Source organism: Soonwooa sp., from assembly GCF_032062245.1.
Classification (GTDB): domain Bacteria; phylum Bacteroidota; class Bacteroidia; order Flavobacteriales; family Weeksellaceae; genus Soonwooa.
The window spans coordinates 357098-382986 of sequence record NZ_DAMBQF010000001.1 but is presented as its reverse complement, the minus strand read 5'-3'; the positions used below and the strand labels follow the sequence as shown (position 1 = coordinate 382986).

24 protein-coding genes are annotated in these 25889 nt (G+C 34.6%); 7 read left to right on the top strand and 17 right to left on the bottom strand.

The window, feature by feature from the left end:
• Positions 1-181: 181 nt before the first annotated feature.
• A complete protein-coding gene (locus RT037_RS01770; protein WP_313027656.1) occupies positions 182-607 on the top strand; it encodes a GEVED domain-containing protein in 426 nt (141 codons plus the stop codon).
• A 313-nt stretch (positions 608-920) separates the two neighbouring features.
• The gene (locus RT037_RS01765) at positions 921-1235 is read left to right on the top strand and encodes a hypothetical protein (RefSeq protein ID WP_313027647.1); all 315 of its coding nucleotides are present in this window, start codon (positions 921-923) and stop codon (positions 1233-1235) included.
• A 37-nt stretch (positions 1236-1272) separates the two neighbouring features.
• Here RT037_RS01765 and RT037_RS01760 read toward each other — a convergent pair whose 3' ends face one another.
• Positions 1273-1974: a pseudouridine synthase gene (locus tag RT037_RS01760; RefSeq protein WP_313027644.1), complete on the bottom strand. Its 702-nt coding sequence runs from the start codon at positions 1972-1974 to the stop codon at positions 1273-1275.
• A 117-nt stretch (positions 1975-2091) separates the two neighbouring features.
• Between RT037_RS01760 and RT037_RS01755 the strand changes: the two genes are divergently transcribed.
• A complete protein-coding gene (locus RT037_RS01755; protein ID WP_313027641.1) occupies positions 2092-3141 on the top strand; it encodes a DUF389 domain-containing protein in 1050 nt (349 codons plus the stop codon).
• Between the two features lie 8 nt (positions 3142-3149).
• On the opposite strand, the gene RT037_RS01750 is transcribed toward RT037_RS01755, so the two are convergent.
• From RT037_RS01750 to RT037_RS01740, 3 genes are all read right to left on the bottom strand, one after another.
• Positions 3150-3839 (bottom strand): VIT family protein, encoded by a 690-nt coding sequence (locus tag RT037_RS01750; RefSeq protein ID WP_374330173.1) that lies wholly within the window; start codon positions 3837-3839, stop codon positions 3150-3152.
• A 53-nt stretch (positions 3840-3892) separates the two neighbouring features.
• Positions 3893-4087 carry a DUF4177 domain-containing protein gene (locus RT037_RS01745; protein ID WP_312321783.1) on the bottom strand — a complete coding sequence of 65 codons (195 nt, stop codon included), beginning with the start codon at positions 4085-4087 and terminating at the stop codon, positions 3893-3895.
• Between the two features lie 359 nt (positions 4088-4446).
• Positions 4447-4779, bottom strand: a complete 333-nt coding sequence (locus RT037_RS01740) for an SMR family transporter (RefSeq protein ID WP_312321782.1) — start codon at positions 4777-4779, stop codon at positions 4447-4449.
• Positions 4780-5102: 323 nt separating this feature from the next.
• Between RT037_RS01740 and RT037_RS01735 the strand changes: the two genes are divergently transcribed.
• Positions 5103-6644 carry a glycine--tRNA ligase gene (locus RT037_RS01735; RefSeq protein ID WP_313027634.1) on the top strand — a complete coding sequence of 514 codons (1542 nt, stop codon included), beginning with the start codon at positions 5103-5105 and terminating at the stop codon, positions 6642-6644.
• A gap of 61 nt (positions 6645-6705) precedes the next feature.
• The gene (locus RT037_RS01730) at positions 6706-7176 is read left to right on the top strand and encodes a YdeI/OmpD-associated family protein (RefSeq protein WP_313027631.1); all 471 of its coding nucleotides are present in this window, start codon (positions 6706-6708) and stop codon (positions 7174-7176) included.
• 44 nt (positions 7177-7220) lie between these two features.
• Here RT037_RS01730 and RT037_RS01725 read toward each other — a convergent pair whose 3' ends face one another.
• The 4 genes from RT037_RS01725 to RT037_RS01710 all read right to left on the bottom strand — a co-directional run bounded on the left by RT037_RS01725 (position 7221) and on the right by RT037_RS01710 (position 12932).
• Positions 7221-7655 carry a hypothetical protein gene (locus tag RT037_RS01725; RefSeq protein WP_312321778.1) on the bottom strand — a complete coding sequence of 145 codons (435 nt, stop codon included), beginning with the start codon at positions 7653-7655 and terminating at the stop codon, positions 7221-7223.
• 96 nt (positions 7656-7751) lie between these two features.
• Positions 7752-9872: a prolyl oligopeptidase family serine peptidase gene (locus RT037_RS01720; RefSeq protein ID WP_313027629.1), complete on the bottom strand. Its 2121-nt coding sequence runs from the start codon at positions 9870-9872 to the stop codon at positions 7752-7754.
• Positions 9873-9968: 96 nt separating this feature from the next.
• Complete coding sequence (locus tag RT037_RS01715) at positions 9969-10616, bottom strand: hypothetical protein (protein WP_312321776.1); 648 nt, start codon at positions 10614-10616, stop codon at positions 9969-9971.
• Between the two features lie 105 nt (positions 10617-10721).
• Entirely contained in the window at positions 10722-12932 is a 2211-nt protein-coding gene (locus tag RT037_RS01710; protein WP_313027624.1) for a carboxypeptidase-like regulatory domain-containing protein, read from the bottom strand.
• A 192-nt stretch (positions 12933-13124) separates the two neighbouring features.
• Between RT037_RS01710 and RT037_RS01705 the strand changes: the two genes are divergently transcribed.
• Entirely contained in the window at positions 13125-13631 is a 507-nt protein-coding gene (locus tag RT037_RS01705; protein WP_313027617.1) for a superoxide dismutase family protein, read from the top strand.
• A gap of 32 nt (positions 13632-13663) precedes the next feature.
• Here the strand turns inward: RT037_RS01705 and RT037_RS01700 are convergent, their stop codons facing one another.
• The 5 genes from RT037_RS01700 to rpiB form a co-directional block, all read right to left on the bottom strand.
• Entirely contained in the window at positions 13664-14032 is a 369-nt protein-coding gene (locus tag RT037_RS01700) for a YraN family protein (RefSeq protein WP_313027612.1), read from the bottom strand.
• A gap of 2 nt (positions 14033-14034) precedes the next feature.
• Complete coding sequence (locus RT037_RS01695; protein ID WP_313027609.1) at positions 14035-14970, bottom strand: LD-carboxypeptidase; 936 nt, start codon at positions 14968-14970, stop codon at positions 14035-14037.
• Position 14971: 1 nt separating this feature from the next.
• Positions 14972-15658, bottom strand: coding sequence for a LysE family transporter (locus RT037_RS01690; RefSeq protein WP_313027605.1), 687 nt, complete (start codon positions 15656-15658; stop codon positions 14972-14974).
• An 86-nt stretch (positions 15659-15744) separates the two neighbouring features.
• A complete protein-coding gene (gene rnr / locus RT037_RS01685; RefSeq protein ID WP_313027602.1) occupies positions 15745-17889 on the bottom strand; it encodes a ribonuclease R in 2145 nt (714 codons plus the stop codon).
• A gap of 54 nt (positions 17890-17943) precedes the next feature.
• Entirely contained in the window at positions 17944-18375 is a 432-nt protein-coding gene (rpiB, locus tag RT037_RS01680) for a ribose 5-phosphate isomerase B (RefSeq protein WP_313027599.1), read from the bottom strand.
• A gap of 635 nt (positions 18376-19010) precedes the next feature.
• On the opposite strand from rpiB, the gene RT037_RS01675 reads away from it, so the two are divergent.
• On the top strand, positions 19011-20204 hold the full coding sequence (locus tag RT037_RS01675; protein WP_313027594.1) for a phosphoglycerate kinase: 1194 nt from the start codon (positions 19011-19013) through the stop codon (positions 20202-20204).
• A gap of 219 nt (positions 20205-20423) precedes the next feature.
• Here the strand turns inward: RT037_RS01675 and RT037_RS01670 are convergent, their stop codons facing one another.
• The 4 genes from RT037_RS01670 to RT037_RS01655 form a co-directional block, all read right to left on the bottom strand.
• On the bottom strand, positions 20424-21248 hold the full coding sequence (locus RT037_RS01670) for a class I SAM-dependent methyltransferase (RefSeq protein ID WP_313027591.1): 825 nt from the start codon (positions 21246-21248) through the stop codon (positions 20424-20426).
• Between the two features lie 137 nt (positions 21249-21385).
• Positions 21386-23248 (bottom strand): tRNA uridine-5-carboxymethylaminomethyl(34) synthesis enzyme MnmG, encoded by a 1863-nt coding sequence (gene mnmG / locus RT037_RS01665; protein ID WP_313027588.1) that lies wholly within the window; start codon positions 23246-23248, stop codon positions 21386-21388.
• A 59-nt stretch (positions 23249-23307) separates the two neighbouring features.
• Positions 23308-23727 carry an rRNA maturation RNase YbeY gene (gene ybeY, locus RT037_RS01660; RefSeq protein ID WP_312324590.1) on the bottom strand — a complete coding sequence of 140 codons (420 nt, stop codon included), beginning with the start codon at positions 23725-23727 and terminating at the stop codon, positions 23308-23310.
• Positions 23728-23731: 4 nt separating this feature from the next.
• Positions 23732-25888: a patatin-like phospholipase family protein gene (locus RT037_RS01655; protein WP_313027585.1), complete on the bottom strand. Its 2157-nt coding sequence runs from the start codon at positions 25886-25888 to the stop codon at positions 23732-23734.
• Position 25889 lies beyond the last annotated feature (1 nt).

Below are 25889 nucleotides of genomic sequence, written 5' to 3'. Positions count from 1 at the left end.
CAATATACGAAATTTTCGTATTATGAGTAACCTTTTTTATAATGCACTACGGGTTATAATATCTTTCCACAATTATGAAGTATTCATTTAAATAATCAATTATTGCATCCTTTTCAAAAACCTATATTTAAATAAAAAATCTTTGATTAAAAACAAAAAAAGGGTTAATTATTAACCAAAAATATATTTTAAATTAATTTTTTTCTATATTGCAGCCTCCAAAACAATAATTATTAATATAAAAAAAAACCTACTAATTCTTAGTAGCATAACACAAGGAGGAAGTTCTGCTGAAACTTATGGCGCATATATCGACTGGAACAACGATGGTAGCTTCTCTGGAGCTAATGAAATGATTGGAGGTTCTGGCTTGCCAACATTTAACAAACCATTCAAAATACCATTTACTGTACCAAGCAGTGCTATTAAAAAACCAAAATTAAGAATGATATTGGTTTTACAATATGCTGGTTTCAGGACAGATCCTTGTAGAACTTTTGACTATGGACAAGTGGAAGATTACTCTTTGAAAGTTACTGGTAATTTAGGAACAAACGAAACCTCAGTTTCTACAACCACAATCTATCCAAACCCTACAATAGATTAACATCCAAACACGACAAAGTACAACTTACGATCAATTCGAAATCGTAAAAGTGAAAGAAAGCGCGGGCAATATGTCCGCATTTTTATTTTTAATTCAAAAAATAAAACTAGAGTCGCCAATCTAAAATAAACTATGAAAAAAAACACTACTATTATCCGTCGCTTTATTAAGTCAAGTTAGCTTTGCGCAAGTTACATTCAACGGAAGCAAGTTCGAAAAAAATGGAACAAACTACAAAATTTCAAAATACAATCAAGTTTTTAGCAATAGAGAAGCTATCATCTTTGTAAAAAAAGGAAGAACTAACAAAACGGTGGGTGATATTTTAGCACATACAGGAGGCTTCGGGATGGGTTTGAGCTTGGGTCATATCCTTTTTAACTCACATGAATCAACTATATACACTCCTTTTGGTGAGACTTCTAAAGTGAAGCCTAATAACTCCGCTCGATTGACAGTATTTGGTGTTAGCGCAGCTATTGCATTGTTGAGCATTCCTTTTTTTTCAGGAGCTGTCAAAAACTTCAAAAAAGCAGTAGCTACAGAAAATGAAGAAGCAATGGCATTTCAACCTTATTTTAAAGTAGAATCGGCTGGTAATGGCATGGCAATGAGCTATAATTTCTAAACAAAAGAAAGTCTAAATTGATTTAAGCCTTCTTAATTTATATGTATTGCTTTAAATCAAAACTCAAAATTTTAGCGATTTCCAAAAATTCTGGATTGACGTTTAGGCTTGCGTTAATTGAGATTTCTTCGCTTGTTATCGGATGAACAAAATTTAGCTGATGCGAATGCAAAGGCATCGCCGTAATATTGAAAGTCTGCAACCACAATTTATTTTGCTTGTTGCAACCATGTTTTCGGCAACCCAAAATGGGATGCAAAATATGTTTAAAATGCTTTCTTAACTGATGAAATCTTCCAGTTTCAGGAATGGCTTCCACAAATGAGTATCGCGAAGTTTGATGTTTTCTAAAAGGCAAATCGATTTCGGATGTTTGTAAACGACGATAATACGTGATGGCATTTTGGATAACTTCATTTTCGTTTGCTAAGTCGTAATCGATGGTTTCTTCATCTTTTGTCCAACCTCGAAGAATCGCAATGTATTTCTTTTCAACGTCACGACTCATGAATTGGTCGCTGATGAGTTTCAAGGTTTCTTTATTTAAAGCAAAAAGCAAAACACCTGACGTTTTTCTGTCTAATCGGTGAACAAGATGCACTTTTTGACCAATTTGGTTCGTTAGTTTTTCTACCGCATATTCGTCCGCAGGTCCTGCATAATAGGATTTGTGCACCAACAAGCCGCTGGGTTTATTGATGGCGATAAGATGCTCGTCACGATACAGAATTTCTAACATTTTGCAAAAATAAAGATTTCTTGTAGAAATTTTTAATGTGTGTGTAAACAAAGAATTTATAAAATGATGAAAAGCGTAAGTCCAATTTTTACATATTTTTGTTATAAAATCAATTTGATGAGTTTGTTCAATATTATAAACCTGTTTCGGCTTTCTAAGGAAGAAGAGGAGAAAGACACCTACAACGAGATTGAAGAAGGCATTCATTTTCGAGGTCATAATCTTTGGTTATTGGTTTGTGCAATGGCAATTGCTTGCATTGGTTTGAATGTTAACAGTCAAGCTGCGGTGATTGGCGCAATGTTAATTTCTCCTTTGATGGGACCCGTTGTTGGACTTTCGTTTGGACTTTCAATTCATGATAAAAACTTAATTAAGCTTTCAGTTTGGAATTGGCTCATCATGATTGTCACCAGTCTTTTGGCGTCTACAGTTTATTTTATGATTACACCTTTTCATTCGGAAACAAGTCAGTTGGAAGCATTTAAGGAAGCGACAGTTTTCGATTGTATGATTGCGCTTTTTGGTGGTTTGGCTTGGTTTATTGGGATAACTCGAAAAGAAGCCATTAAAACTATTGCAGGAGTTGCGGTTGCAACCGCTTGTATTCCGCCGCTTTGCACGGCTGGTTTTGGTTTGGCCAATGGAAATTGGGAATACTTTTTCGGTGGTTTGTATTATTATTTGGTGAATTGCGTGTTTATCGGGATTGGAACCTGGATTTTGAGCATCATTTTGGGGTATCAACGCTATTATTTACTTAATTCTCAAGGGAAAAGTAAGCAGACCACTTTGATTATTACCGTTCTTTCGATTTTGGTTTTGACACCAAGTATTTTCTTAACCGTTAAAAAATGGAATAAAGAAAATTTTAGAATTGAAGCCGACCAATACATTAAAAAAATTGAAGATAAAACACCTGAAATAGCTATTGTAAACTACAAAGCCTTCAAAAAAGGAGATAAAAAATATTTGGATATTACCGTTCTGAACGACTCCACATTTTTATCGAAAAACGAGTTGTACGAACACGATATGCTGAATAAAGACATCGAATTGGTTTGGCATTATTCCAAGCAAACAACGTCCACAAGCAGCGAAATAAAATTCCTGCAATCTCAAATGAACGATTTGAAACAAAAACTAAAAGAAACCGAGCAGAAATAATTTAAAGTTTAAACATTTGTTCCAAAAAAATGTCCTACTAAAGCGGTTGTTCCCATCGCAAATGTCCCCCAAAAGCCGATACGAAGAACGCCTGTCAGAATATTAGAACCTCCTGTTTTTGCGGCGATGGCACCCAAGACCATTAAGAAAAATAGGGCAAGTCCGTATTGCCAATAGACCATCCTCTCGATTGGAGCAAGAAGTGCAACAATCATTGGGATAATTGCGCCGCCCAAAAATGAAAAGAAAGAAGCAATAGCCGCTTGTAAAGGTCTTGCGGCAGAAATTTCGTTGATTCCGAGTTCGTCTTTGGCGTGTGCTTCTAGCGCATCGTGAGAATGTAATTCTTTGGCAACTTGCAAAGCCGTAGCTTTTGAAACGCCTCTTTTTTCGTAGATTTTAGCTAATTCTAGAAGTTCAAACTCTGGATTTTCCTCAAGTTCTTTTCGTTCGCGTTCGATATCGGCTTTTTCAGTGTCGGCTTGTGAACTCACAGAAACATATTCTCCTGCTGCCATCGACATTGCACCTGCAATCATCCCTGCAAGAGCTGCCAAAGCCACAGAATCTCTTGTCGCTTGAGCCGCAGCAACGCCAATAACTATACTTGTGGTGGAAAGCAAACCGTCATTCGCACCCAAAACTGCAGCACGCAACCAGCCAATTCGAGTGACATAATGTTCTTCCATTTTTCTCATAAGTAGTGAAATGTCATATAAATTTAAGGAAGTTTCGCTGAAAAGGAAATGATTTAAAGTTCTCTTTTAAAGGTGTACAAATTCGAAAGTGATGTTCCCATAGAACTAATTACTTTTATCGCAACAAGTTCCCAACCATCTTGTCCATATTTATTGAGAGTTTCATCAATTTCGTCAGTTGGTACTTCGTTAGTCCACACGCTTTTTGATTTAACTTCCACAGTTTTGTATTCGAAACGTTTTCTCATATTTTAAATAATTTTTTCTAAAGATAACCCGTTGTGCATTTTGAAACATTTTAATATTTGATTCGTCAATTCGAGTGTTTTTTCGTAACAGAGTGGAGAAAAAATGTATCGAGAATAGATTTATCTTCAAAATTACAAACTTCTCGATACGATTTTTTTAAAAAAATCTACTCGAAGTGACGAAAACACCTCAAAATGCACAACGGGTAAAGATAATATAAGTTTTTTAAAACACTTGACTCAACGTCACTTTGAGTAGCGCAGCGTATCGAGAAGTTTTATAATAAGTTCTCGATATATTTTTTCTTCATTTCATTTCGAAAAAGCACTCGAACTGACGTACTTTTAAATTTTCGAAATTAATGAACATTAGATTTAGAAAAAACATTTATCACCACAACGCCAGCGATGATTAACACCATTCCGATGATTGTTGGAAGATCGGGGACTTGTTTGAAAACAAACATTCCCACCAAACTAATCAACACAATTCCTACGCCTGACCAAATGGCATAAGCAATCCCAACAGGAATGGTTTTCAGTGTATGACTGAGAAAATAAAATGCGCTGGCATAGCCTATAATTGTAATAATGGTAGGAATCAGCTTTGTAAAACCTTCGGATTTTTTGAGAAACGTGGTGGCAATAATTTCAAAAACAATCGCGATAAAAAGAAAAAAGCCTGCTTTCATAATTTTGATTTTACACAAATTTCGTGATTAATTTAAGTGTGTTGGAAAATTAATTCGTTTTTGTACTGAGAAAATAGGATATTCATTTTATTTTAAAAAGTACGAAGTTGGGTGATTATTATCCAAACTATATAAATATCCTAAATCTCCTAGCCCTGATAGAGCGGCATGTTTGAGCTCATCTTGCGTGGACAAAGCCTAGGAAAAAAAATAGCAAGATAGCGAGTAGCGAAAGCAGGTTCCCGGCTCCTAATAATTTTGCTGCTCGACCGTTGACTAGGACAAAAGAAAAGCCTATTTTTGCATAATAACTCATTGGAACTATGGCAAAACAGGAAGACGTTTTTAAGAAAGTCGTGTCGCACGCAAAAGAATATGGTTTTATTTTCCCTTCTAGCGAGGTGTACGACGGGCTTTCGGCAATATACGATTATGGACAAAATGGTGCTGAACTAAAGAATAACATCAAGCAATATTGGTGGAAAGCAATGGTTCAGTTGAACGAAAATATCGTGGGTATTGACTCGGCGATTTTTATGCATCCTACGATTTGGAAGGCTTCGGGGCACGTTGACGCTTTCAATGATCCGTTAATCGATAATAAAGATTCTAAAAAACGTTTCCGCGCCGATGTTTTGGTTGAAGATTGGGCTGCAAAGCTTGAAGATAAGGCTGAAAAAGAGATAGAAAAAGCGGCGAAAAGATTTGGAGACGCTTTTAATAAAGCGGAATTTGAATCGACCAATCCAAGAGTTTTGGAATACCGTGCAAAGCAAGATGCAGCGTTAAAAAGATTGGCTCGTTCATTAGAAAATAATGATTTAGCGGATGTGAAAGCTTTAATAGAAGAATTAGAAATCGCTGATCCTGACACAGGTTCTAGAAACTGGACGGAAGTAAGACAATTCAACTTGATGTTCGGGACGAAATTGGGAGCTTCGGCAGATTCTGCAATGGATTTGTATTTGCGCCCAGAAACGGCACAAGGAATTTTCGTAAACTATCTAAACGTACAAAAAACGTCAAGACATAAATTGCCTTTCGGGATTGCACAAATCGGAAAAGCTTTTAGAAACGAGATTGTTGCGAGACAATTTATTTTCAGAATGCGTGAATTCGAGCAAATGGAAATGCAATTCTTTGTTCCGCCAGGAACTGAATTGAAATTCTACGAAGAATGGAAACAAAAGCGTTTGAACTGGCATTTGGCTTTAGGTTTAGGACAAGAGAATTACAAATTCCACGACCACGAAAAGTTGGCGCATTATGCGAATGCGGCGGCGGATATTGAGTTTAAATTCCCATTCGGATTCAAAGAATTGGAAGGAATCCACTCGAGAACGGATTTTGACCTTACCGCTCACGAAAAACATTCGGGTAAGAAATTACAATATTTCGACCCTGAAAGAAACGAAAGTTATGTTCCGTACGTTGTAGAAACTTCGGTTGGTCTAGACAGATTGTTCTTAGCAATATTCTCGCATTGTCTAAAAGATGAAGTTTTGGAAGATGGTTCTGAAAGAACAGTTTTATCGCTTCCACCAGCTTTGGCGCCTATAAAAGCTGCAATTCTTCCGCTAATGAAGAAAGATGGTTTGGGCGAATATGCAGAGAAAATCTTCAATGATTTGAAATATGATTTCAATTTAATTTACGAAGAAAAAGATAGTATTGGTAAGCGTTACAGAAGAAATGATGCTTTAGGTACGCCTTTCTGTATCACGGTTGACCACGATTCATTAACAGACAACACGGTCACTTTACGTGACCGAGACACGATGCAACAAGAGCGTGTTCCGGTTTCTGAACTGAGAAGAATTATCGACGATAAAGTGAACTTTAGAACGCTTTTGAGTAAAATTTAAGAGATAAAAATCTTTAAAAACAAAAACCTTTCTTCGGAGAGGTTTTTCGTATTTTTAAACTATGGAAAATTCAATTCTTTTTTCAGCACAAATCCAACAACACGATGATATAAATGCCGCTTTTGTTGTTTTTCCTTTTGATGTTCAAAAATTGTTTGGGACTAAAGGCCAAGTTAAAACAAAAGTCATATTTGATGACAAAGTTGAATACCGCGGAAGTCTTGCTAATATGGGTTTTGGACATTGTGTAGGCTTAACACAAGCCGTTAGAAAACAACTTGGAAAAACGTTTGGAGATCAAGTTGATGTTAAACTTTGGAAAGACAAAGAAGAAAGAGTAGTGGTGGTTCCTGATGATGTTAAAATTTTGTTGTATGAGAACCAAAAAGCCAAAGAACTTTACGAGAAAATGTCCTACACACACCGTAAAGAATATATCCGTTGGATAGAAGAAGCCAAAAAAGAAGAGACACGCGAACGCCGGAAAATTAAAATGATCGAGATGATCTTGGACGGAAAAAAAGGGATTTGAAGGAGTTTCAAATCCCTTTTTTATTTAATCTTAGTTTTGGTAAATTATTTAACTTTAACCAATGGTATTTCGGTGTCGCCTTGAGAAATAATCAAAGAATCACCTTTAGTATTTGCAGAAACACCATTTCTTTCATAATGTTCGCCATCAGCAGTTTTAGATTTAAAATCTAATTGATATTTTTGATTATTTGCTGATTCGATAACAAGTGTTTTTCCACTTTTTCCAGAAGAGAAAGTCGCCTTCGCGCGTGTCCCGTCTAATCCTTTGTAAGCTATCGAAGTCTCGATGGTTTGGTTACCATTAGTTGTTTGCTCTGTTGATGTTGTTAATGTATCAACTTTTCCGTTATTATCGACAACTGTCGTTTCTGATGATGAAGATTCTGAAATAACGCCTTTGTTTCCGCCTTCATTTTTTTTGCAAGAAAGACTTACTAAACTTAGCAAAACTGTTGCTATAATAAGATTTGTTTTCATAGAATTTGGTTGATTTTTAAGTTGTTAAAAGCATGCAAATAACTTTCCAAAAACAAAATTCCCCGACAAAAATTATCGAGGAATTTTATTTAAAATTTATTTTTTTAAAGATTTAATACCCATTTCAAAAAGTGCAAATGATAATAAATCGCCATTTTCACCAATGACTTGATCTGTAGAACGACCTGCGCCGTGACCTGCATTTTTTTCAATTCTTAATAAAATTGGATTTTTACAAGACTGTTTTTCCTGCAATTCTGCCCCAAATTTAAACGAATGTGCTGGCACAACTCTGTCGTCATGATCACTTGTAATGATCATTGTAGAAGGGTAGCACACACCTTTTTTAACATTGTGAACCGGCGAATAAGATTTTAGATAATCGAACATTTCTTTAGAATCTTCAGCCGTACCGTAATCGTAAGACCAACCAGCTCCCGCCGTAAATTTGTTATAACGCAACATATCTAATACGCCAACACCTGGGAAGGCAACTTTCGCAAGGTCAGGACGCATTGTCATCGTCGCACCAACCAACAAACCACCGTTAGATCGTCCAGAAAGTGCCATATAATCCTTGGATGTATAACCTTTGGATTGTAGATATTCTCCAGCAGCTATAAAATCTTCAAATACGTTTTTCTTTTGTTGCTTGGTTCCTGCATCGTGCCATTTTTTACCATATTCGCCACCACCACGGATGTTAGGTACAGCATAGATACCTCCGTTTTCCATCCAGATGGCATTAACCACAGAGAATGCTGGTTGCAAACTAATATTAAATCCACCATAAGAATAAAGGATTGTAGGATTTTTGCCATCCATTTTCAAACCTTTTTTATAGTTGATCATCATTGGGATTTTGGTTCCATCTTTTGATGTGAAGAAAACCTGCTCTGACACAAAATTCTCTGACTGAAAATCCACAATTGGACGTTGCGTTTGACGAGAAGTTCCCGCAGCGATGTTATAACGGTATACGCTAGATGGCGTTACATAATTTGTAAAAGTGAAATAAACATCTTGATCACTAGATTTTCCGCCAAAACCAGCAATATTTCCTTTACCTGGAAGTTCGATATTTCTAACTAATTTCCCAGTTTTATCATATTGTTTAACCTGGTCAATCGCATCAATCATGTAGGTTGCAAAGAAGTAACCACCGCCAGAAGTTATTCCTAAAACATTTTCGGTTTCTGGGATAACATTAGTCCATTTATCAGGTGTTGGATTTGCCATATTTGCCTTTACCAACCGGCCATTAGGCGCATCTTTATCAGTATATATAAATAGATTTTCGCCATCGTTATCAATAACACTTGCATTGATGTCAAAACCTTTTACAAGTTGTACAAAATCACCAGCTTTTTGTAAATCTTTTACGTACAACTCATTACCGTTGGTAGCATTAGCAGCTGTAATAACTAAGAATCTTTCATCTTCTGTTAAACTAGCTCCTAGATATCTCCTTGGCATTTTTTCACCACCAAAAATCAATTTGTCTTCAGATTGTTTTGTTCCTAATTTGTGGAAATAAACCTTGTGTTTATCGGTCATGCCAGAAAGTACAGTGCCTTCTTTTGGCTTGTCATAACTAGAGTAGTAGAAGCCTTCATCACCTTGCCATGCAATACCGCTAAACTTAACATCAACTAAAGTATCATCGATTTGTTTTTTGGTTTCGGTATCGATAATGATGATTTTGTTCCAGTCGCTACCACCTTCTGAGATAGAATATGCCGCTAAATTTCCTTTTTTATTAAAAGAAATATTTGACATTGACGTCGTTCCTTTTTCTGAAAATTTATTTGGGTCAAGAAAAACTTCTGCTGTTTTTAATCTTCTGCTATTGCGATAAAGAACAGATTGCGCTTGTAATCCATCATTCTTATAAAAATAAGTATAACCTCCTTCTTTAAAAGGCGCAGAGATTTTTTCGTAGTTCCAAAGCTTCTTTAATTGATTTTTAATCTCTTGTCTATAAGGGATTTTCGAAAGATAATCTTGAGAATAAGCAACCTCTTCGTCAACCCATTTTTTAGTCGCTGGAGAGTCATTTTCTAGATCGCGATAAGAATCAGCTACTTGCGTCCCAAAATAATTATCAACTTGGCTTCCTTTTTCAGCTTTTGGGTAAGAACCTAATTTCATTTTCTGAGCATAAGTATTGGTAAAAAACATCAAACTGATACTAAGTACAGTATTTCTTAATTTCATATAATATTTATTTCTATCAAAAATACAGAAAGTTTCAAAATAAAAAAATCTTTCAGCTTAACCGAAAGATTTAGTTTTAGAAATATTTAATAATTTTTATTTAGCTGATAGACCTAAAAAATATTCAGCTTCCATCTTTCCCCAGTTAGGATCTAGAGGTGTTTTGATTTTGTAAGTCCCAAACTGCGAAATAGCTTTTTTGAAAAGTTCGATTCCTTTCGTTTTGCTACCACCAAATTGCTCAGGCGTGAAGTAAGTGTCTTCTGCTTCCAGTACGGTAATTCTTGGGTTATTAGCATCCAAGTCTTTTGCTTTTGCTAAGTGTTGTTGCGCTTCTTGTCCATAAGTCACGAATCTAGACATTGGATCAACCATCATTTTTAAGCTTGCAGACATTTTTTTAAGAACATAAACTTCAGAATTATTTGGGCTAAGTTCGTCCGCTTTTGCAATGTATTTATCAGCTTCTGCAGCAACAGCATCCAATTCTGAGAGTTTGTTTGCACGCATCAACAATCTACCTTTTTGGATTGTTGAAAATGCAGCGTAGTAGTAAGGTAACCATTGTTTTGATTCTTTAGTTCCGATTCTGTCAAAGTCATTAGCCAAAGCTGTGAAATCGTCAGGATTCATCGTTGTTTCAACTTTGGATATTTTGTCTGTCATTGCTTTATCATAAGCTGATTGCGCAAAAGATTTAACTCCGATAAAAATAAATGCTGCGATTAAGATTAAATTTTTCATAATATAAATTGTTTGTTGTTTTAATTTCTTGGATTAAATTTAAGTTCAAAAAGTATTTGATTTAAAATAAATTATACCGAAACGTCAATTTCTGATACCGAACCGTTAGAGATTATTATTAATAGCATCATCGGTTTTGTCAACGCCAAAACTTATAAACGCCCCAATAAATACAAAAGTATCATAAGCTGGCAAAACTGGACTACGGCGCATTCCGTCTTGAGAATAATTGTATCCGAACACATTTTTCGTTCCTAAAATATTATTAATGCCCAGTACAATTACGGTGTTTGCTTTGTTATCTGTACGGCCAATGCTTGGTACATAATTAACACTAAAATTGAGCGCATTGTAATCTTTAAGATAACCTTGATGTCTGATGCTACTGTTAAAATCCTGTGTCAAATCATAATAAGGTCGACCAGAAGCATAAGTGTAGGAAAGATTAAATCCTGTTTTCCAGTTCAAAACAAATTTTTTAGCCACTGCCGAAAGTGTATGTTTGGCAGCAAAAGTTGGCGTTAAACTGGTTGGAAAATTCATGAAATTACGCTCTGTATCGAGATAAGAATAAGTCAACCAATAATCGATACCTTTGATGGATTTTCTATCCCTCCAAAATATCTCCATTCCTTTTGCAAAGCCATTTCCTGAGTTGTCGATCGCTGTTTGAAAGCTAGTACTTCCCACAGTTTTTATCAAATAAGAATAATCTTTGTAGAAAGCTTCCAATCGAAGACTTCGCCCATCTGTATTATGTTGAAGTTGGAAAATGTAATGATCAGCTTTTTGAAAACCTAATCGCGCATTTGAGTTTATAAATTTGCTTTCAGGATTTTGATAATAAATTCCGTAAGCCAAGGAGGATACCCAAGTATCAGAAATTTTATAAGCCATAGAAACTCTTGGTGCGAGGTTCCATCTATCAAGATAGCTAGAATGTTCGGCTCTTGCGCCAAGGCTCAACGAAAAATTTCGGTTAACAGCTAAATTTGTTTCCGCAAATCCAGAAGAAATAAGATCGGTAACATGTTTTTTGTAACTTCCAAACTGAGAATCTTCTATTGAATTATTAAATTCTAGACCCGTTCTGAAAACACTTATTTTGCTTATTTTGCGTTCTACAACAGATTTTGCGTTAACATAATTTCCTTTTGTATAGATTGCAAATGTATCCGAAGCAATGCCATTTTCAACATTTGTAAAATCTAAATTATTTTGATTAAAACTATAAGATGCACTTAGATTAACTTTATATTTTCCAAATTTTTCTTTATAAGAAAGTGTTTGGAAGGTGTAATTAGATTCTAGATCAACTTCACTTCGGTCAATATTTGGTTCCAAACTAAGATTATTAACGCCCATACTTCCAGTTTGGAAATTTCCGTAATATTTGATGAAACCACCTTTTTTAGTTTTAATCCTAAAATTAGCATCCGATCCAAAACCATTAGGACTTTTACTAAAATCTGTGTTGGCATTAAAAACGCCATTTACTAATCCAAGGTTGCTGTAATTAGCAGAAACGCCCCAAGAAGCGGTTTTAGCTTCATTTAATTTTTGATAATTCGCTCCAGCAAACAAAGGAGACAAAGAAAAATCATAAGAAGTTTTGCTCGGCAAATCGACACTTTCTAACAACAAAACCGAAGATAAAGCTTGTCCATATTGCGCCGAATAACCACCACTCGAAAAAACATTCCCTTTAAATAATGACGTATTAAAACGGTCTCGCCCCGATAATCCTGGCGTCGATTGCGAAAAATAATTATTTACCAAAGTCCCATCTATAAAGATTTTGGTTTCGCCAGCTGTACCACCACGAACAAAAAGTCCTTCCGATTCACCTACTTTTTGCACACCTGGAAGATAACCTAAAGCTGCAGTAACTTGTCCATCGGCTCCTGCAGTTGTATAGATGTCAAGCGGCGTCAGTAGAGCAGTAGCACGCTTTTTATCACTTGCTTCGATACTTCCCGCAGTAATCACCACCGCATCTATTTCGCTAAGACTTTCTTTTAGATTTGTATTAATTGTAATATCATTTGATTCTACATTAATACTTTGTTCAGAATTTTCATATTTTGGATGGGAAAAAACCAAAATTTTAGCACCTTTTTCATCAGTTTGAAATTTGTAATTACCTTCGGCATCAGTTGTTGCGCCATCATAAGAATCTTTCAAGCTAACATTAACATCTTTAACGGGTTTGTTTTTGTAAAGCACTTTTCCAGATATGTTAACCTGAGCAAAAGAAAACGCTGCAACGCTTGTACAAGCTAAAATCATTGTTCTTAATGCAAAATTGGAAGTCATAGTTTGTTGTTTATTTCTGGCTCAAAATTAAATACCAAAATCGTTTATTAAAATTAATTTTTTCTGAACGGTAAAATAACAAGACTGAATGGTAATTTTTAGTAATTTTGTTATTATCACAAGTCTTAATTGTAAGCAAACTGATTGGCTTATATTTTGTAAAATCAAAAAAGCAATATAAATTTTAAGATTATGAAACCTATATTTTTACTCGGAGTTTTGGGCGCTGCTGTTGCAGTAACGTCTTGTTCTACTCAAAATAAACATTACACAATCTATCCAAAAAGTGGTACTAATACGCAAGGATATGTAGATTTTTCACAAAAAGGGAAGGAAGTCACCATGAAGCTTAATGTCTATAATTTAAAACCTGGAGAACACGCCATCCATCTTCACGAGAAGGCGGATTGCTCGGCAACAGATGGGACTTCGACTGGTGGACACTGGAATCCTGCTGGCGCTCAACATGGTAAATGGGAAACTGAACACTTCCACATGGGTGATATCGGAAACCTAAAAGCTGATGCCAACGGAACGGCACAATTGGAGTTTAAAACTGATAAATGGTGTATAGGATGTAAGGATGAAAGTAAAAATATTATCGGTAAAGCGATCATTATTCACGCGGACAAAGATGATTTCCATACGCAGCCAACAGGTAATTCAGGTGGAAGAGTCGCTTGTGTTGAGATAAAATAATAAACCAAAAGCTCCGAAAATTTTCGGAGTTTTTATATTTCATGACTTTGGAAAGCATCTTCAATATGATGAATTTCTAAGTCGTTGGTATTTGTTTTAAGAACAGAAATAATATCAAATCTTACTTCCAATTCTTCATTTAATTCTTGACAATACCCATCAGCCGCCATAATAAGAAGTTTCATTTTCTTTTTGTTAACGGCATCTTCCGGATTGATGATGTGATTATCGCTTCGCGCTTTAACTTCAATAATAACAAGTTTTTGATCTTGCTTTGCAATGATGTCAACTTCTGCTTTCAGAAATCGAAAATTGCGTTCCAGAATCTGATACTTTTTAGACTCTAGAAATTCGCAAGCTGCATCTTCAGCGCGTTTTCCGAAATCATAATGTTCTGACATTTTTAAGATTTAAAAATAACTTCCGATTTTTTGCCAATGTTTAATTCAACTTCAGCGCCCAAAATAATTGGTCGATTGTCGAAAATATGTCCATTAGGGAATTCGTACAAAACAGGGAAATTATAGCCTTTTACACGATGTTCTATCAAATGATAAGCGAAAGGATCAAAAGACTCCTCAAAAGCTTTGTTTTCGCCTTCTTTTCCCATATTGGTCATTCCGCCAACAATTAATCCATTAATTTTACTGAAAACACCAGCCAATTCGAGGCTCATCAACATTCTGTCCAACGCATAGAAATTCTCGCCGATATCTTCAATTAATAAAATTTTATCTTTAAAATCGAAAGAATATTTGGTACCTAAAAGTGCATAAATCAAAGCTAAATTACCGCCAACAATTTGTCCATCGGTATTTCCTTTTTTATTAAAATCGTTTGATTTAAAAGTATAATTAAGTTTTTTCCCTTTTAAAATATCAAAAACCAAATCATAACTTTCTTCGCTAACGCCAAAAGAAGAAGTCTTCAAAGTTTGCCCATGGACACTCGCAAAACCTTTCTTTAAAAGTAAACTTTGTACCGCAGTATTGTCCGAATAACCGATGTACCATTTTGGATTTTTCTTAAAGTCCGTTAGTTTGATATGCTCTAACAAATGTTGACATCCGTAACCGCCACGTGTTGTCCAAATTGCATTAATTTCGGGATCGTTGAGCGCCCAATTGATATCCGAAATACGTTGTTCTTCGTTACCAGCGTAACTATAACCATCTTGAAATTTCTCTAAAGTATATTGTCCCAAAATAGGTTCGTAACCTTTAGAAATTATTAAATCTAAAGTGTTTTGTAATTGCGATTCTTCAACAGAACCAGCTGGCGAAATAATAGCAATTTTATCAGCTTTTTTAAGACTTTTAGGAAAAATAATAGACTTCATTTTATTTCGAACGTTTGTATTTAACCTCAGTTTTTTCGGCTTCTTCTAGTTTTTTATCAAACTGATTGAATTTTTTGAAACTTTGTAAAAATATAAAGAAACTAAATATAATCAAGATAACGCCAACGCCCTTTCTGATGGCATTTGCAACCTTTTGAGTTAACTTATCATGGAATTGTTTTGCAAGGAAAATCTTCGCTAAATCTATCGCTAAATAAGTACAAATTACAATCCCAATGTAAAGTATAAAATCATTAGTTTCTGGATATTGATTACGAACGGAAACTACCGTCACCAACCAAAATAAGATAACCCCGACATTTAATAAATTTAATAAAAAGCCGTTAGCAAAGGTTTTGAAATAATTACGACTGATAAGTTTTTCTTCTCCCTTCATGTGCATTTTGGTTTTAGAAACTATCATGATACAGCCATAAATAAAAATGAGGAGCGCCGAAATCCGATAAAATGAGGGATGTTTGTCAATAAGTTCCACAAGGTCGGCACTTGCGTAATACGATGCAACAATACAGAGTATATCGGCAGTTATCACCCCAAAGTCCAATGCTAAAGCATGCTTGGGACCACGCGAAAAACTTGTCTCTATAAGGAGGAAAAAGATGGGCCCGATGAACACCAAACTCAGCATGATTCCTAGTACAATTGCATATAAAATAAGTTCTAACATAGCTTATAGTATCTTGCAAAGAAAAAGAATTTTTAATAAACCTTAGCTTAAATTAAGCTTTACTAAAAAATTCTTAATGATTATAATTAATTGATAATCTTGAAATCCAACTGTTTAGCCAACAAATTAGCTTTCATAACTTTTATCTTAACTTGGTCACCCAATTGGTAAGTATTACCAGTTCTGCTACCAACGATCGCATAATTCTTAGCATCAAAACTATAAGAATCGTCGATTAAATCACGAAGTTTTATCATACCTTCGGCACCGTTTTCAGGGATTTCTACCCAGAAACCAAAGTCCGAAACTCCAGAGATAACACCGTTGAAATATTCGCCAACATGTTTCTCCATAAATTTGACCTGCATGTATTTGATAGAATCTCTTTCTGCATCGGCTGCAAGACGCTCCATCGAGCTACAATGTTTAGCTTTTTCTTCAACTTCGTGCACATCAACCGACTTGCCGCCATCTAGATAATGTTGCAACAATCGATGTGCGATAACATCTGGATAACGACGAATTGGCGATGTAAAGTGCGAATAATACTCAAATCCTAGGCCGTAATGACCAAGACTTTCGGTGGTGTATTTAGCTTTACTCATGCTTCGCATAGCAAGCGTTTCGATCATATTTTCTTCCGCTTTACCTTTTACTTCCTGTAAAAGTTTATTCATAGATTCGGTTGTAGTTTTAGCATTGGCTAAATTCATTTTGTAACCGAAATTACCAACAAAATCGCGTAAAGCATTTAATTTGGTAGGATCTGGATCTTCGTGAACACGATAAATAAAAGTGTTGTGAGAAGGCTCATTTCTTTTATTTAATGAAATAAATTCTGACACTTTTCTGTTTGCTAAAAGCATAAATTCTTCAATCAAATGATTCGAATCTTTGCTAATTTTAAAATAAACACCAATCGGATTACCATCTGCATCTAGATTAAATCTTACTTCACTTCTATCAAAAGTAATCGCGCCGTTTTTGATACGTTCATCACGGAGAATCTTTGCAAGATCATCCAATTTATTAATTTCTTCTTGATAATCACCTTCTTTAGTTTCGATACGTTCTTGTGCTTCTTCATAAGTAAATCTTCTGTCAGAATGCGTTACTGTACGACCAAACCATTGTTTTTTAACTTTAGCTTGATCATCCATTTCGAAAACTGCTGAGAAAGTGTATTTGTCTTCATTAGGACGAAGCGAACAAACGCCGTTACTAAGAACCTCAGGTAACATCGGCACCACGCGATCCACTAGATAAACTGAAGTTGCGCGATCATAAGCTTCGTCATCCAGTAAAGTCCCAGGACGTACATAATGCGAAACGTCCGCAATATGAACACCTATTTGCCAGTTTCCATTTTCTAATTTTTGAATAGAAAGTGCGTCGTCAAAGTCTTTTGCATCTTTTGGATCAATGGTAAATGTGCAAATATTTCGCATATCCCAACGTTTTGCAACTTCCTCCGGACGAATTTCGGTATCGATTTCGTCAGCTTCTTTTTCAACTTCTGGTGGGAAATTGTAAGGCAAACCATATTCAGCCAAAATTGCATGAATTTCGGTTTCGTGTTCGCCAGGTTTTCCTAGAACTTGAATAATTTCGCCTTCTGGATTTTTGCTACCCGCATCCCATTTTATCATTTTAACAATGACTTTATCGCCATCTGTCGCATCATGGACTTTATCTTTCGGGATAAACATATCCGAATGCATATTCTTTTTATCAAAAACTACGAATCCAAAATCCTTATGTGGAATATCTTGGAAAGTCCCAACAAAAGTATCTTTTGCACGTTCGATAACATTAACAACAGAACCTTCTAGTTTTTTTCCTTTAAAATGATAAGTCACAATAAGGACTTTATCACCTTGTAAGGCATCTTTTACATTTTTTTGATGGATAAAAATATCATCTTCTATACCTTCGACACTTACATAAGCGTTACCAGATTGGTTAAAATCGATAATACCAGTTAAAGCACCTTCGATTTTTAAGTTGATGATGTATTTACCTTTTTCAGTTTCTTTAATTTTTTCACTCGCAAGAAGACGATGTAAGGCTTGTATAACCAATTCTCGTTGTCTTGGATTTTTGTAATCTATACCATTCGCAATCTGTTTATAATTATAGATTTTGTTGGTATTTTGGTTCATAAAACGCAGAATAATTCTCCCTAATTCGATGAGTTTCTGATCGTTTTTTAGACTTCTATTTCTTTTCATAGGTTTAAAAATTAATAAACCTTAATATTTTAAGAAATACTAAGGTTTTTACAATTAAGAACAAGCAATCTTGTTGACTCTGTTCTGATGTCGGCCTCCTTCGAAATCTGTTGTGAGGAATTTCTCAATGATTTCTAAGGCAAGCTCTTTTGCAATAAATCTTGCAGGAAGAGCGACCATATTAGCATTATTATGTTGTCTAGACAATGCTGCAATCTCTGGCATCCACGCTAGCGCACAACGGATCTGTTGATGTTTGTTGGCTGTAATCTGTACACCTTGACCACTTCCACAAATCAAAATCCCAAGTTCGTTATCACCGTTTTCCACAGAAGAAGCCGCAGGATGTACAAAATCTGGATAATCTACAGAATCAAAAGAATGTGTCCCAAAATCCTGAATTTCGTATTTATCTTTTAATTGTTCTATAAGATATTCTTTATACTCAAAACCTGCATGGTCAGCGGCAATAGCTATTTTTTTCATAATTTACTTTTATATAATATTAGATAGATTTTCTACAAATTTAATATTATTCTGTTGATTGATAATCTTTGGAAGATAAGAATAACTAAATAAGATCTCGATAATTAATACTTTGTTAATATTACCTATCAAAACCTGTGGAAAACTACGAAAACAAATGTGGAAAACTAGGTTGAGATTGTTCTTTTTAGTTTGAATTAAAATTCATATTGCACTTTCTAAATGGAAAAACAATTCCCAAACTTGAAAAACTTTTGATGTGCCAATCCAAATATATTCCCCAGTTAAAATATCCATAATCTAGACTTATTAATATTTATCAGCATTTGTGGAAAACTCAGTTAAATTATTGAAAATCAAATATCTTAAATGTTAATAGAATATGAATAGACTTTAAATTAAATGTTATCAAAAATTTCAAAAATACTTTTCCACAAAACTCACAACTACAATATACAATAACAATATTCTTTCTTTTTTAAATAAATAAAATTGTTAGATAATGATTGTTGTAGTGGTGTGGAATCTTTTGTGTGAAAAGTTCGTCTTTTGCTAAAGAGAAATCTTACATTTGTAATCGTTGAAACTAGTGTTTCAAATATCAAACCAATCTGAAATAAATTTAATAAATACGAATGAAAACAATTAAGGATTTCAATTTTTCTGGCAAAAAAGCTTTGGTACGCGTTGACTTCAATGTTCCGCAAGATGATAATCTTAACGTAAGTGACAATACAAGAATTGTTGCTGTTAAACCGACAGTTGATAAGATTTTGGCTGATGGCGGTTCGGTAATCTTAATGACGCATCTTGGTCGTCCAAAAGGTGAAGTTAATGATAAATATTCTCTTAAGAACATTGTTTCTGAAGTTTCTAAAGTTTTAGGAAAAGAAGTTAAGTTTGTTGAAGAATCGATTGGTGAAAAAGCAGAACAAGCTGCTGCTGCTTTACAAGCGGGTGAAATTTTGTTGTTAGAGAATCTTAGATTCCATGCAGAAGAGGAGAAAGGAGACGAAGCTTTTGCTGAACAACTTTCGAAACTAGGTGATGCTTATGTTAATGATGCCTTTGGTACTGCGCATAGAGCTCATGCTTCGACAGCAGTTATTGCTAAATTTTTCCCTTCAACTAAATTTTTCGGTTTGTTGATGGCTAAAGAATTAGAAGCTATTGATAAAGTTCTTAAATCTGGTCAAAAACCTGTAACTGCAATACTTGGTGGATCTAAAGTTTCTACTAAAATTACTATTATTGAAAATATTTTACCAGCAATTGATAATTTAATTATTGGTGGTGGTATGGCATTTACGTTTATTAAAGCTTTAGGCGGCAAAATCGGAAACTCTTTAGTAGAAGATGATAAGTTGCAATTAGCTTTAGAAATTTTAGAAAAAGCGAAGCAACATAAAGTTGAAGTTTATTTGCCTAGTGATGTGATTATTGCTGATCAATTTAGTAATGATGCGAATACTGAAGAAGTAAACGTTTACGAAATTCCAGAAGGTTGGATGGGATTGGATGCTGGTCGTCAATCGAGATCAAAAATTAATGATGTGATCTTAAATTCTAAAACAATTCTTTGGAATGGGCCAATTGGTGTTTTCGAAATGTCAAAATTTGCTGATGGTACAATTGCTTTAGGTGATAGTATCGAAGAAGCCACTAAACTTGGAGCATTCTCCTTAGTAGGAGGTGGCGATAGTGTAGCCTTTGTTAAGCAATTCGGTTATGCTGACAAGGTTAGTTATGTTTCAACTGGCGGTGGCGCCATGTTAGAAAGTCTTGAAGGTCTAGAACTTCCAGGAGTTGCTGCAATTAACAAAGATTAATTCTTTTTAGATTATAAAAAAAATGAAAACCGACAAATAGATGTCGGTTTTTTTTGTCTTAGATTTTGTCAAGGTCTTGATTATTTTTTTTGAGCGATTCTCAAGCTAGTAGTCGAATTTTTAAAATTCACATTATTTTTCTAAAATTTTGAAGTTTTCACAAAAAAATCACAAAATGCTCAAAAATCGGCTTTCAGAATATAGCCAAAAATCGATTTTCTACTTTTTTCCGATAATATATATCAAACTCGAAAATTCGCCAGAAAAAGATGCTTTTATGTTAGAAATCGCTCCACGAAGACTTGCTTTAAGCCAAAAAAGGCTCGAATTTTTATATTTTTCACTCAACATCGAAATATAAAACGAGTCGAGTAAGAGAGGCTTAACTTTTTCAACTTTCCAAGAATGGTTGTTCATAAGTTTCAACATTCCGTTTCTTGAGAAATGATAAACGTGTCGAGGTACGTCGTAGGCTGCCCAAAATTCTTTATAATAAATTGCATCATGTGAAGTTGGATTCGGAACAGCAATAATTAATTTTCCTTCAGCTTTTAATTTTTTATAAAAGATAGAAAGCATTTCTTCTTGATTTTCCACGTGCTCGAAAACATGCCAAAGCGTAATGGCATCTAAAGAATGATCTTCAATTTCATCAAGATTCGATACTAAAGTGGTCTTGCTAGTTTTTTGTTTTGCAGCATTTCTAGCATCATCATTTGGTTCGAAACCGAAAGTTTTAAAATCATTTTCGATATATTTTACAAATTCTCCAGCGCCGCAGCCATAGTCTAAAACTTTTTTATTTTGTCCAGAATTTATGCTTTTTGAAAGTATATTTTTCTTGTAAGAAAGATTGAAACCTTGTAAGAATTTATATAATTTTTCTTTTGCACTTCCGCTATCTTGATGGTGTGAAATGTAATCTTCGCTTTCGTAATATTTAGAAAGATTTGATGGAATAGGGGAGGTTTTCCAAACGCCTTTAGTTTCGGTTTCTTTTAATTCAAAAATTTCTTGAGTAAGAAAATGATCTTTTATTTTCATTAAATTTTGATGAATAGGTTTTATTCTTTTCTAAAAGTGGAATTGTAGTTATCCACAATTCCACAATCTAATACTTTTTCTATATTTTAAGCTTATATAAATGTTTCACGTGGAACATTTAACAAGTTATCCACAATTTATCTACCAAGAAATACCAATAAAACATTGATATCTGCAGGAGAAACACCGCTAATTCTACCAGCTTGAGCAATAGTTTTTGGCATTACTTTACTAAGTTTTTGTTTAGCTTCAGATGATAAACTAGAGATTTTAGTAAAGTCAAAATCCTCAGGAATCTTGATATTTTCTAAACGATTAAGTTTAGATACATTCTCTTTTTCCTTTTCAATATAACCTCTGTACTTAATATTAATCTCAGCTTGCTCTCTAACTTCATCATTAAATTGGCTTGCAAACTCTTTAATGGCAGGAATTTCTTCCAGTTTTTCAAGTGTCATATTAGGTCTTGTAAGGATTTGTGCAGCTCTATAAGCTTGATCTACAGGACTTGACTCTATACTTTCTAAGATAGGATTTATAATACCAGGTTTTAAAGACATTTCTCGTAAGAAGTCTTCGAGTTGCTGACTTTTAGCGATTTTGTCTTTTACGCGATCAAGTCTTTCTTGCGTTGCCAAGCCTAGATTATAAGACTTTTCAGTCAATCTAATATCAGCATTATCTTGTCTTAAAAGTAGACGATATTCAGCTCTTGATGTGAACATTCTGTAAGGTTCTTCAGTGCCTTTTGTGATGAGATCATCAATAAGAACACCGATATAAGCTTCATCTCTACTAAGTGTAAATTCAGGCTTATCTTGAACTTTAAGAGCAGCATTAATACCTGCTATTAAACCCTGCCCAGCCGCTTCTTCATAACCTGTAGTACCATTAATTTGACCCGCAAAATAAAGGTTCTGAATTAATTTTGTTTCTAATGTATGATAAAGTTGAGTAGGAGGGAAGTAGTCGTATTCAATCGCATAACCAGGACGGAAAACTTTAACATTTTCAAAACCAGGTATAAGCTTCATAGCTTTGATTTGTACATCTTCTGGAAGCGAAGAACTGAATCCATTAACATATATTTCAACAGTGTTCCAGCCTTCTGGTTCAACAAAAAGTTGATGTCTTGTACGTTCTGCAAAACGATTAATTTTATCCTCTATACTTGGACAATAACGTGGTCCTAAACTTTGGATGGTACCATTAAACATTGGACTTCTATCGAATCCTGAACGCAAAACTTCATGTACTTCTTCGTTGGTATAGACAATATAACAGCTTCTTTGTTCTTTTAGTTTTGGAGTATCTAAGTAAGAGAATTTTTGCGGATTTTCATCACCCGATTGTTCCTCCATTTTCGAATAATCTAGGCTACGACCATCTACCCGTGGAGGTGTGCCAGTTTTCATTCTGCCAGATTCAAAGCCTAAAGAAACCAATTGTTCGGTTATTCCATATGCTCTAGGTTCGCCCATTCTACCGCCACCAAGTTGTTTATCACCAACGTGGATTAAACCATTTAAGAAAGTTCCGTTAGTTAATACAACTGACTTTCCACGAATTTCGATGCCTAATGACGTGACAACACCAACCACTTTATTATCTTCGATAATAAGGTTTTTAACCATATCTTGGAAGAAGTCAAGGTTAGGCGTGTTTTCTAATGCGATACGCCATTCTTGCGCGAATAACATACGGTCATTTTGTGTTCTTGGCGACCACATTGCTGGACCTTTTGATAGATTCAACATCTTGAATTGTATTGCGGACTTATCAGAAATTACCCCTGAATAACCGCCCATAGCGTCAATTTCTCTAACAATTTGTCCTTTTGCAATTCCTCCCATTGCAGGATTACAGCTCATTTGACCAATGGTTTGCATGTTCATGGTAACCATTAAAGTTTTTGAACCGAGATTGGCAGCAGCAGCAGCAGCTTCGCAACCTGCATGACCTGCACCAACGACGATAACGTCATATATTTCTGATATCATTTTACATTCAGTTTAATAAAAAAAAAAAAACAAAATGTTTCACGTGAAACATTTTTAATTTAAAGATACTTTTCGCTAAATAATGCGAGATAAAAATCCTCTTTAGAACGCATTTCTGTTTGTTCTGCTTCGGATTTATCTTTGTATCCAACAAGGTGAAGTAGGCCATGTGCAAGGACGCGTCTCAACTCTTCGTCGTTAGATTTTCCTATTTGTTCCGCATTATCTATTACGCGCTGCAAAGATACAAAAATGTCAGCGTTTATTGTTTTGCCCTTTACTTTGTCAAAAGTGATGATGTCGGTATAATAATCATGTTGAAGAAAATCTTGATTTATTTTTAAAAGATATTCGTCGTCACAAAGGATGTAATTGATTTCTCCAAGTTTTTTACCTTCTGTTAATATTAAATCTTCAAGCCAATTTGTATAGTTCGGCTGAATCGTATTCTCTACATCTTCAAAGAAAAATTGTATCATAATTTTAAAACCAGTGTCCTAATATCACACTGAAAATTCCTTTTTGTTTATTAATAGATTGACTAAAATTAAGTTTAATCTGACCAAATGGCGATTTGTATCCTGCAGTTATACCAACAGAACTAAAACTAATTTTTGCCGTATCTTCCAATCCAAAATCCTTGAACATATTTGCAATGCTAAAATTACCGATGATGTAATAGTTTTTGTTAAATCTAAATTGCACATCGTTGGAAGCATAAATCAAGTTATTATCATTAATTTGACCAAACTGATAACCTGACATGGCTTTTATATTATTAAAATTTTGTTCGAAAATCCCGCCTAACCTGTATTGATAGAAATGTGGAATAACATCACCAAAGCTAAATCCTCCAAAAAGATTAAGTCTATATGTGAATTTTTTGGACAATCTAAAGCTCATCCTAATATCTGCCTTTGCTTGGACAGGTTTCTTCTCAAGCTCGTTAGAAAATACGTCAAGAACTTTTACTTCGCCATTCAGATAAAATCCGCGAGTAGGGAAGTCCTTGTCATCTTGCGTATCACTTTTTACAAATGCATAAAGATTTAGATATCTGTCCGAATTGTAGTTTTGTCCAGACGCATCTTCAGTATCGAAATAATCAAAACTTAGCCCGCCTCCCAAAGCATATCTATCTTTCCAGATAGATTGTAGATAGGCTTCATTACGGAACCATTTCCAATCTTCGATAACGTTTTTGCTCTTATTTAATAATTCAAAACTCATCCCAGATGCATAAAGTCCAAAGCCAGGAATATAGCCATTGTCAATAAAATAATTGAAATAATATCGCGGTTTATCACCAACAACTAAATCTAAAGATAAATCTGTGTTTTTAAATAACAGTCGTTTTGCTGAATAATTTAATAATAAACCAGTTTTAAAAATCTCATCATAATGCAATCCAAACTTGATGAAATGTCTTGTATCGTCTTCTGTTACTTGTATTTTTAAATAATTGGTTTCAGCATTCTGAACGATATCGTAGTTGATAATTCGATAATTGTTGGTTGCATAAAGCTTATCAATCATTTTGTTAACGCTACCATAAGTTTGCATGGATGGCGTACGCAATCCCATCTTTCCTAAAACATAGTTTTTACCGTAGATTTTACCATTTTCTAGCACGAGACTATCAATCTTATACACATTGCTATATATTGGGTTAATTGGTACTCTAAGACGCTCGTATTCGCGTTTAGGAAGTCGATCAAGTACTGTTTCGTAACGATGTGCAGCAACATATCCACTATCAAGAATAGACTTTTTGTTATCATAACTTGTAGCCGTCATTCCTGTCAAGTCTGGTTTTATGTTGATATCCGTGTATTTATATTGTCTTTTGGTATCCCGTTGAATTCCAAAATCTATAATTTGATTTAAAATCGAAATCATGCTTTTAAGATCATCACGCTTTGCTAGACCTTGGTTAAGGTCTACACCAATGACAATATCCATTCCTTTTTCTTTTAAAGGTTTTGAAGGATAATTGACCGTCATTGCGCCATCAACATACAAACTATCATTAATCTTAACAGGTTCTAACAATGATGGAAACGCCGAACTTGCCATAATGGACTGAACCAAATCACCCTTTTCAAAAATTTGCATATTTCCGCTTTCTAGATTGGTTGCAACACATAAAAACGGAATCGGAAGCTTTGAAAAATCTGTTACTGTTGATACGTTTTTCAGGAGCTCTTTCAACATATAAACATTACGCTGACCAGTCGAAATAGACGATGGAAAGCTAGCTTTACCGTTTTGCAATGGTATATTTAGAAGATATTTGTCAACGGATTTATTAAAAAAAGTAGCATCTTTTCGTGAAGTTGGATCCGTAATTAACGAATAAAAATCGGTGTCCATTACAATTTTTTCGATATCTTTTCCTGTATAACCAGCCGCATACATTCCTCCAATTATTGCGCCCATGCTGGTTCCCGAGATATAATCGATTTTAATTCCTAATGAATCGATAACTTTTAAAACGCCTACATGTGAGAAGCCTTTAGCGCCGCCGCCACTTAACGAAAGACCAATTTTTGCATTTTTGGGTATGACTAGTGGCTCTTTAACTTGTGATTGAAACAAATTAAAACACAAAAACACTATTAATATCCAAAAATTCTTCATG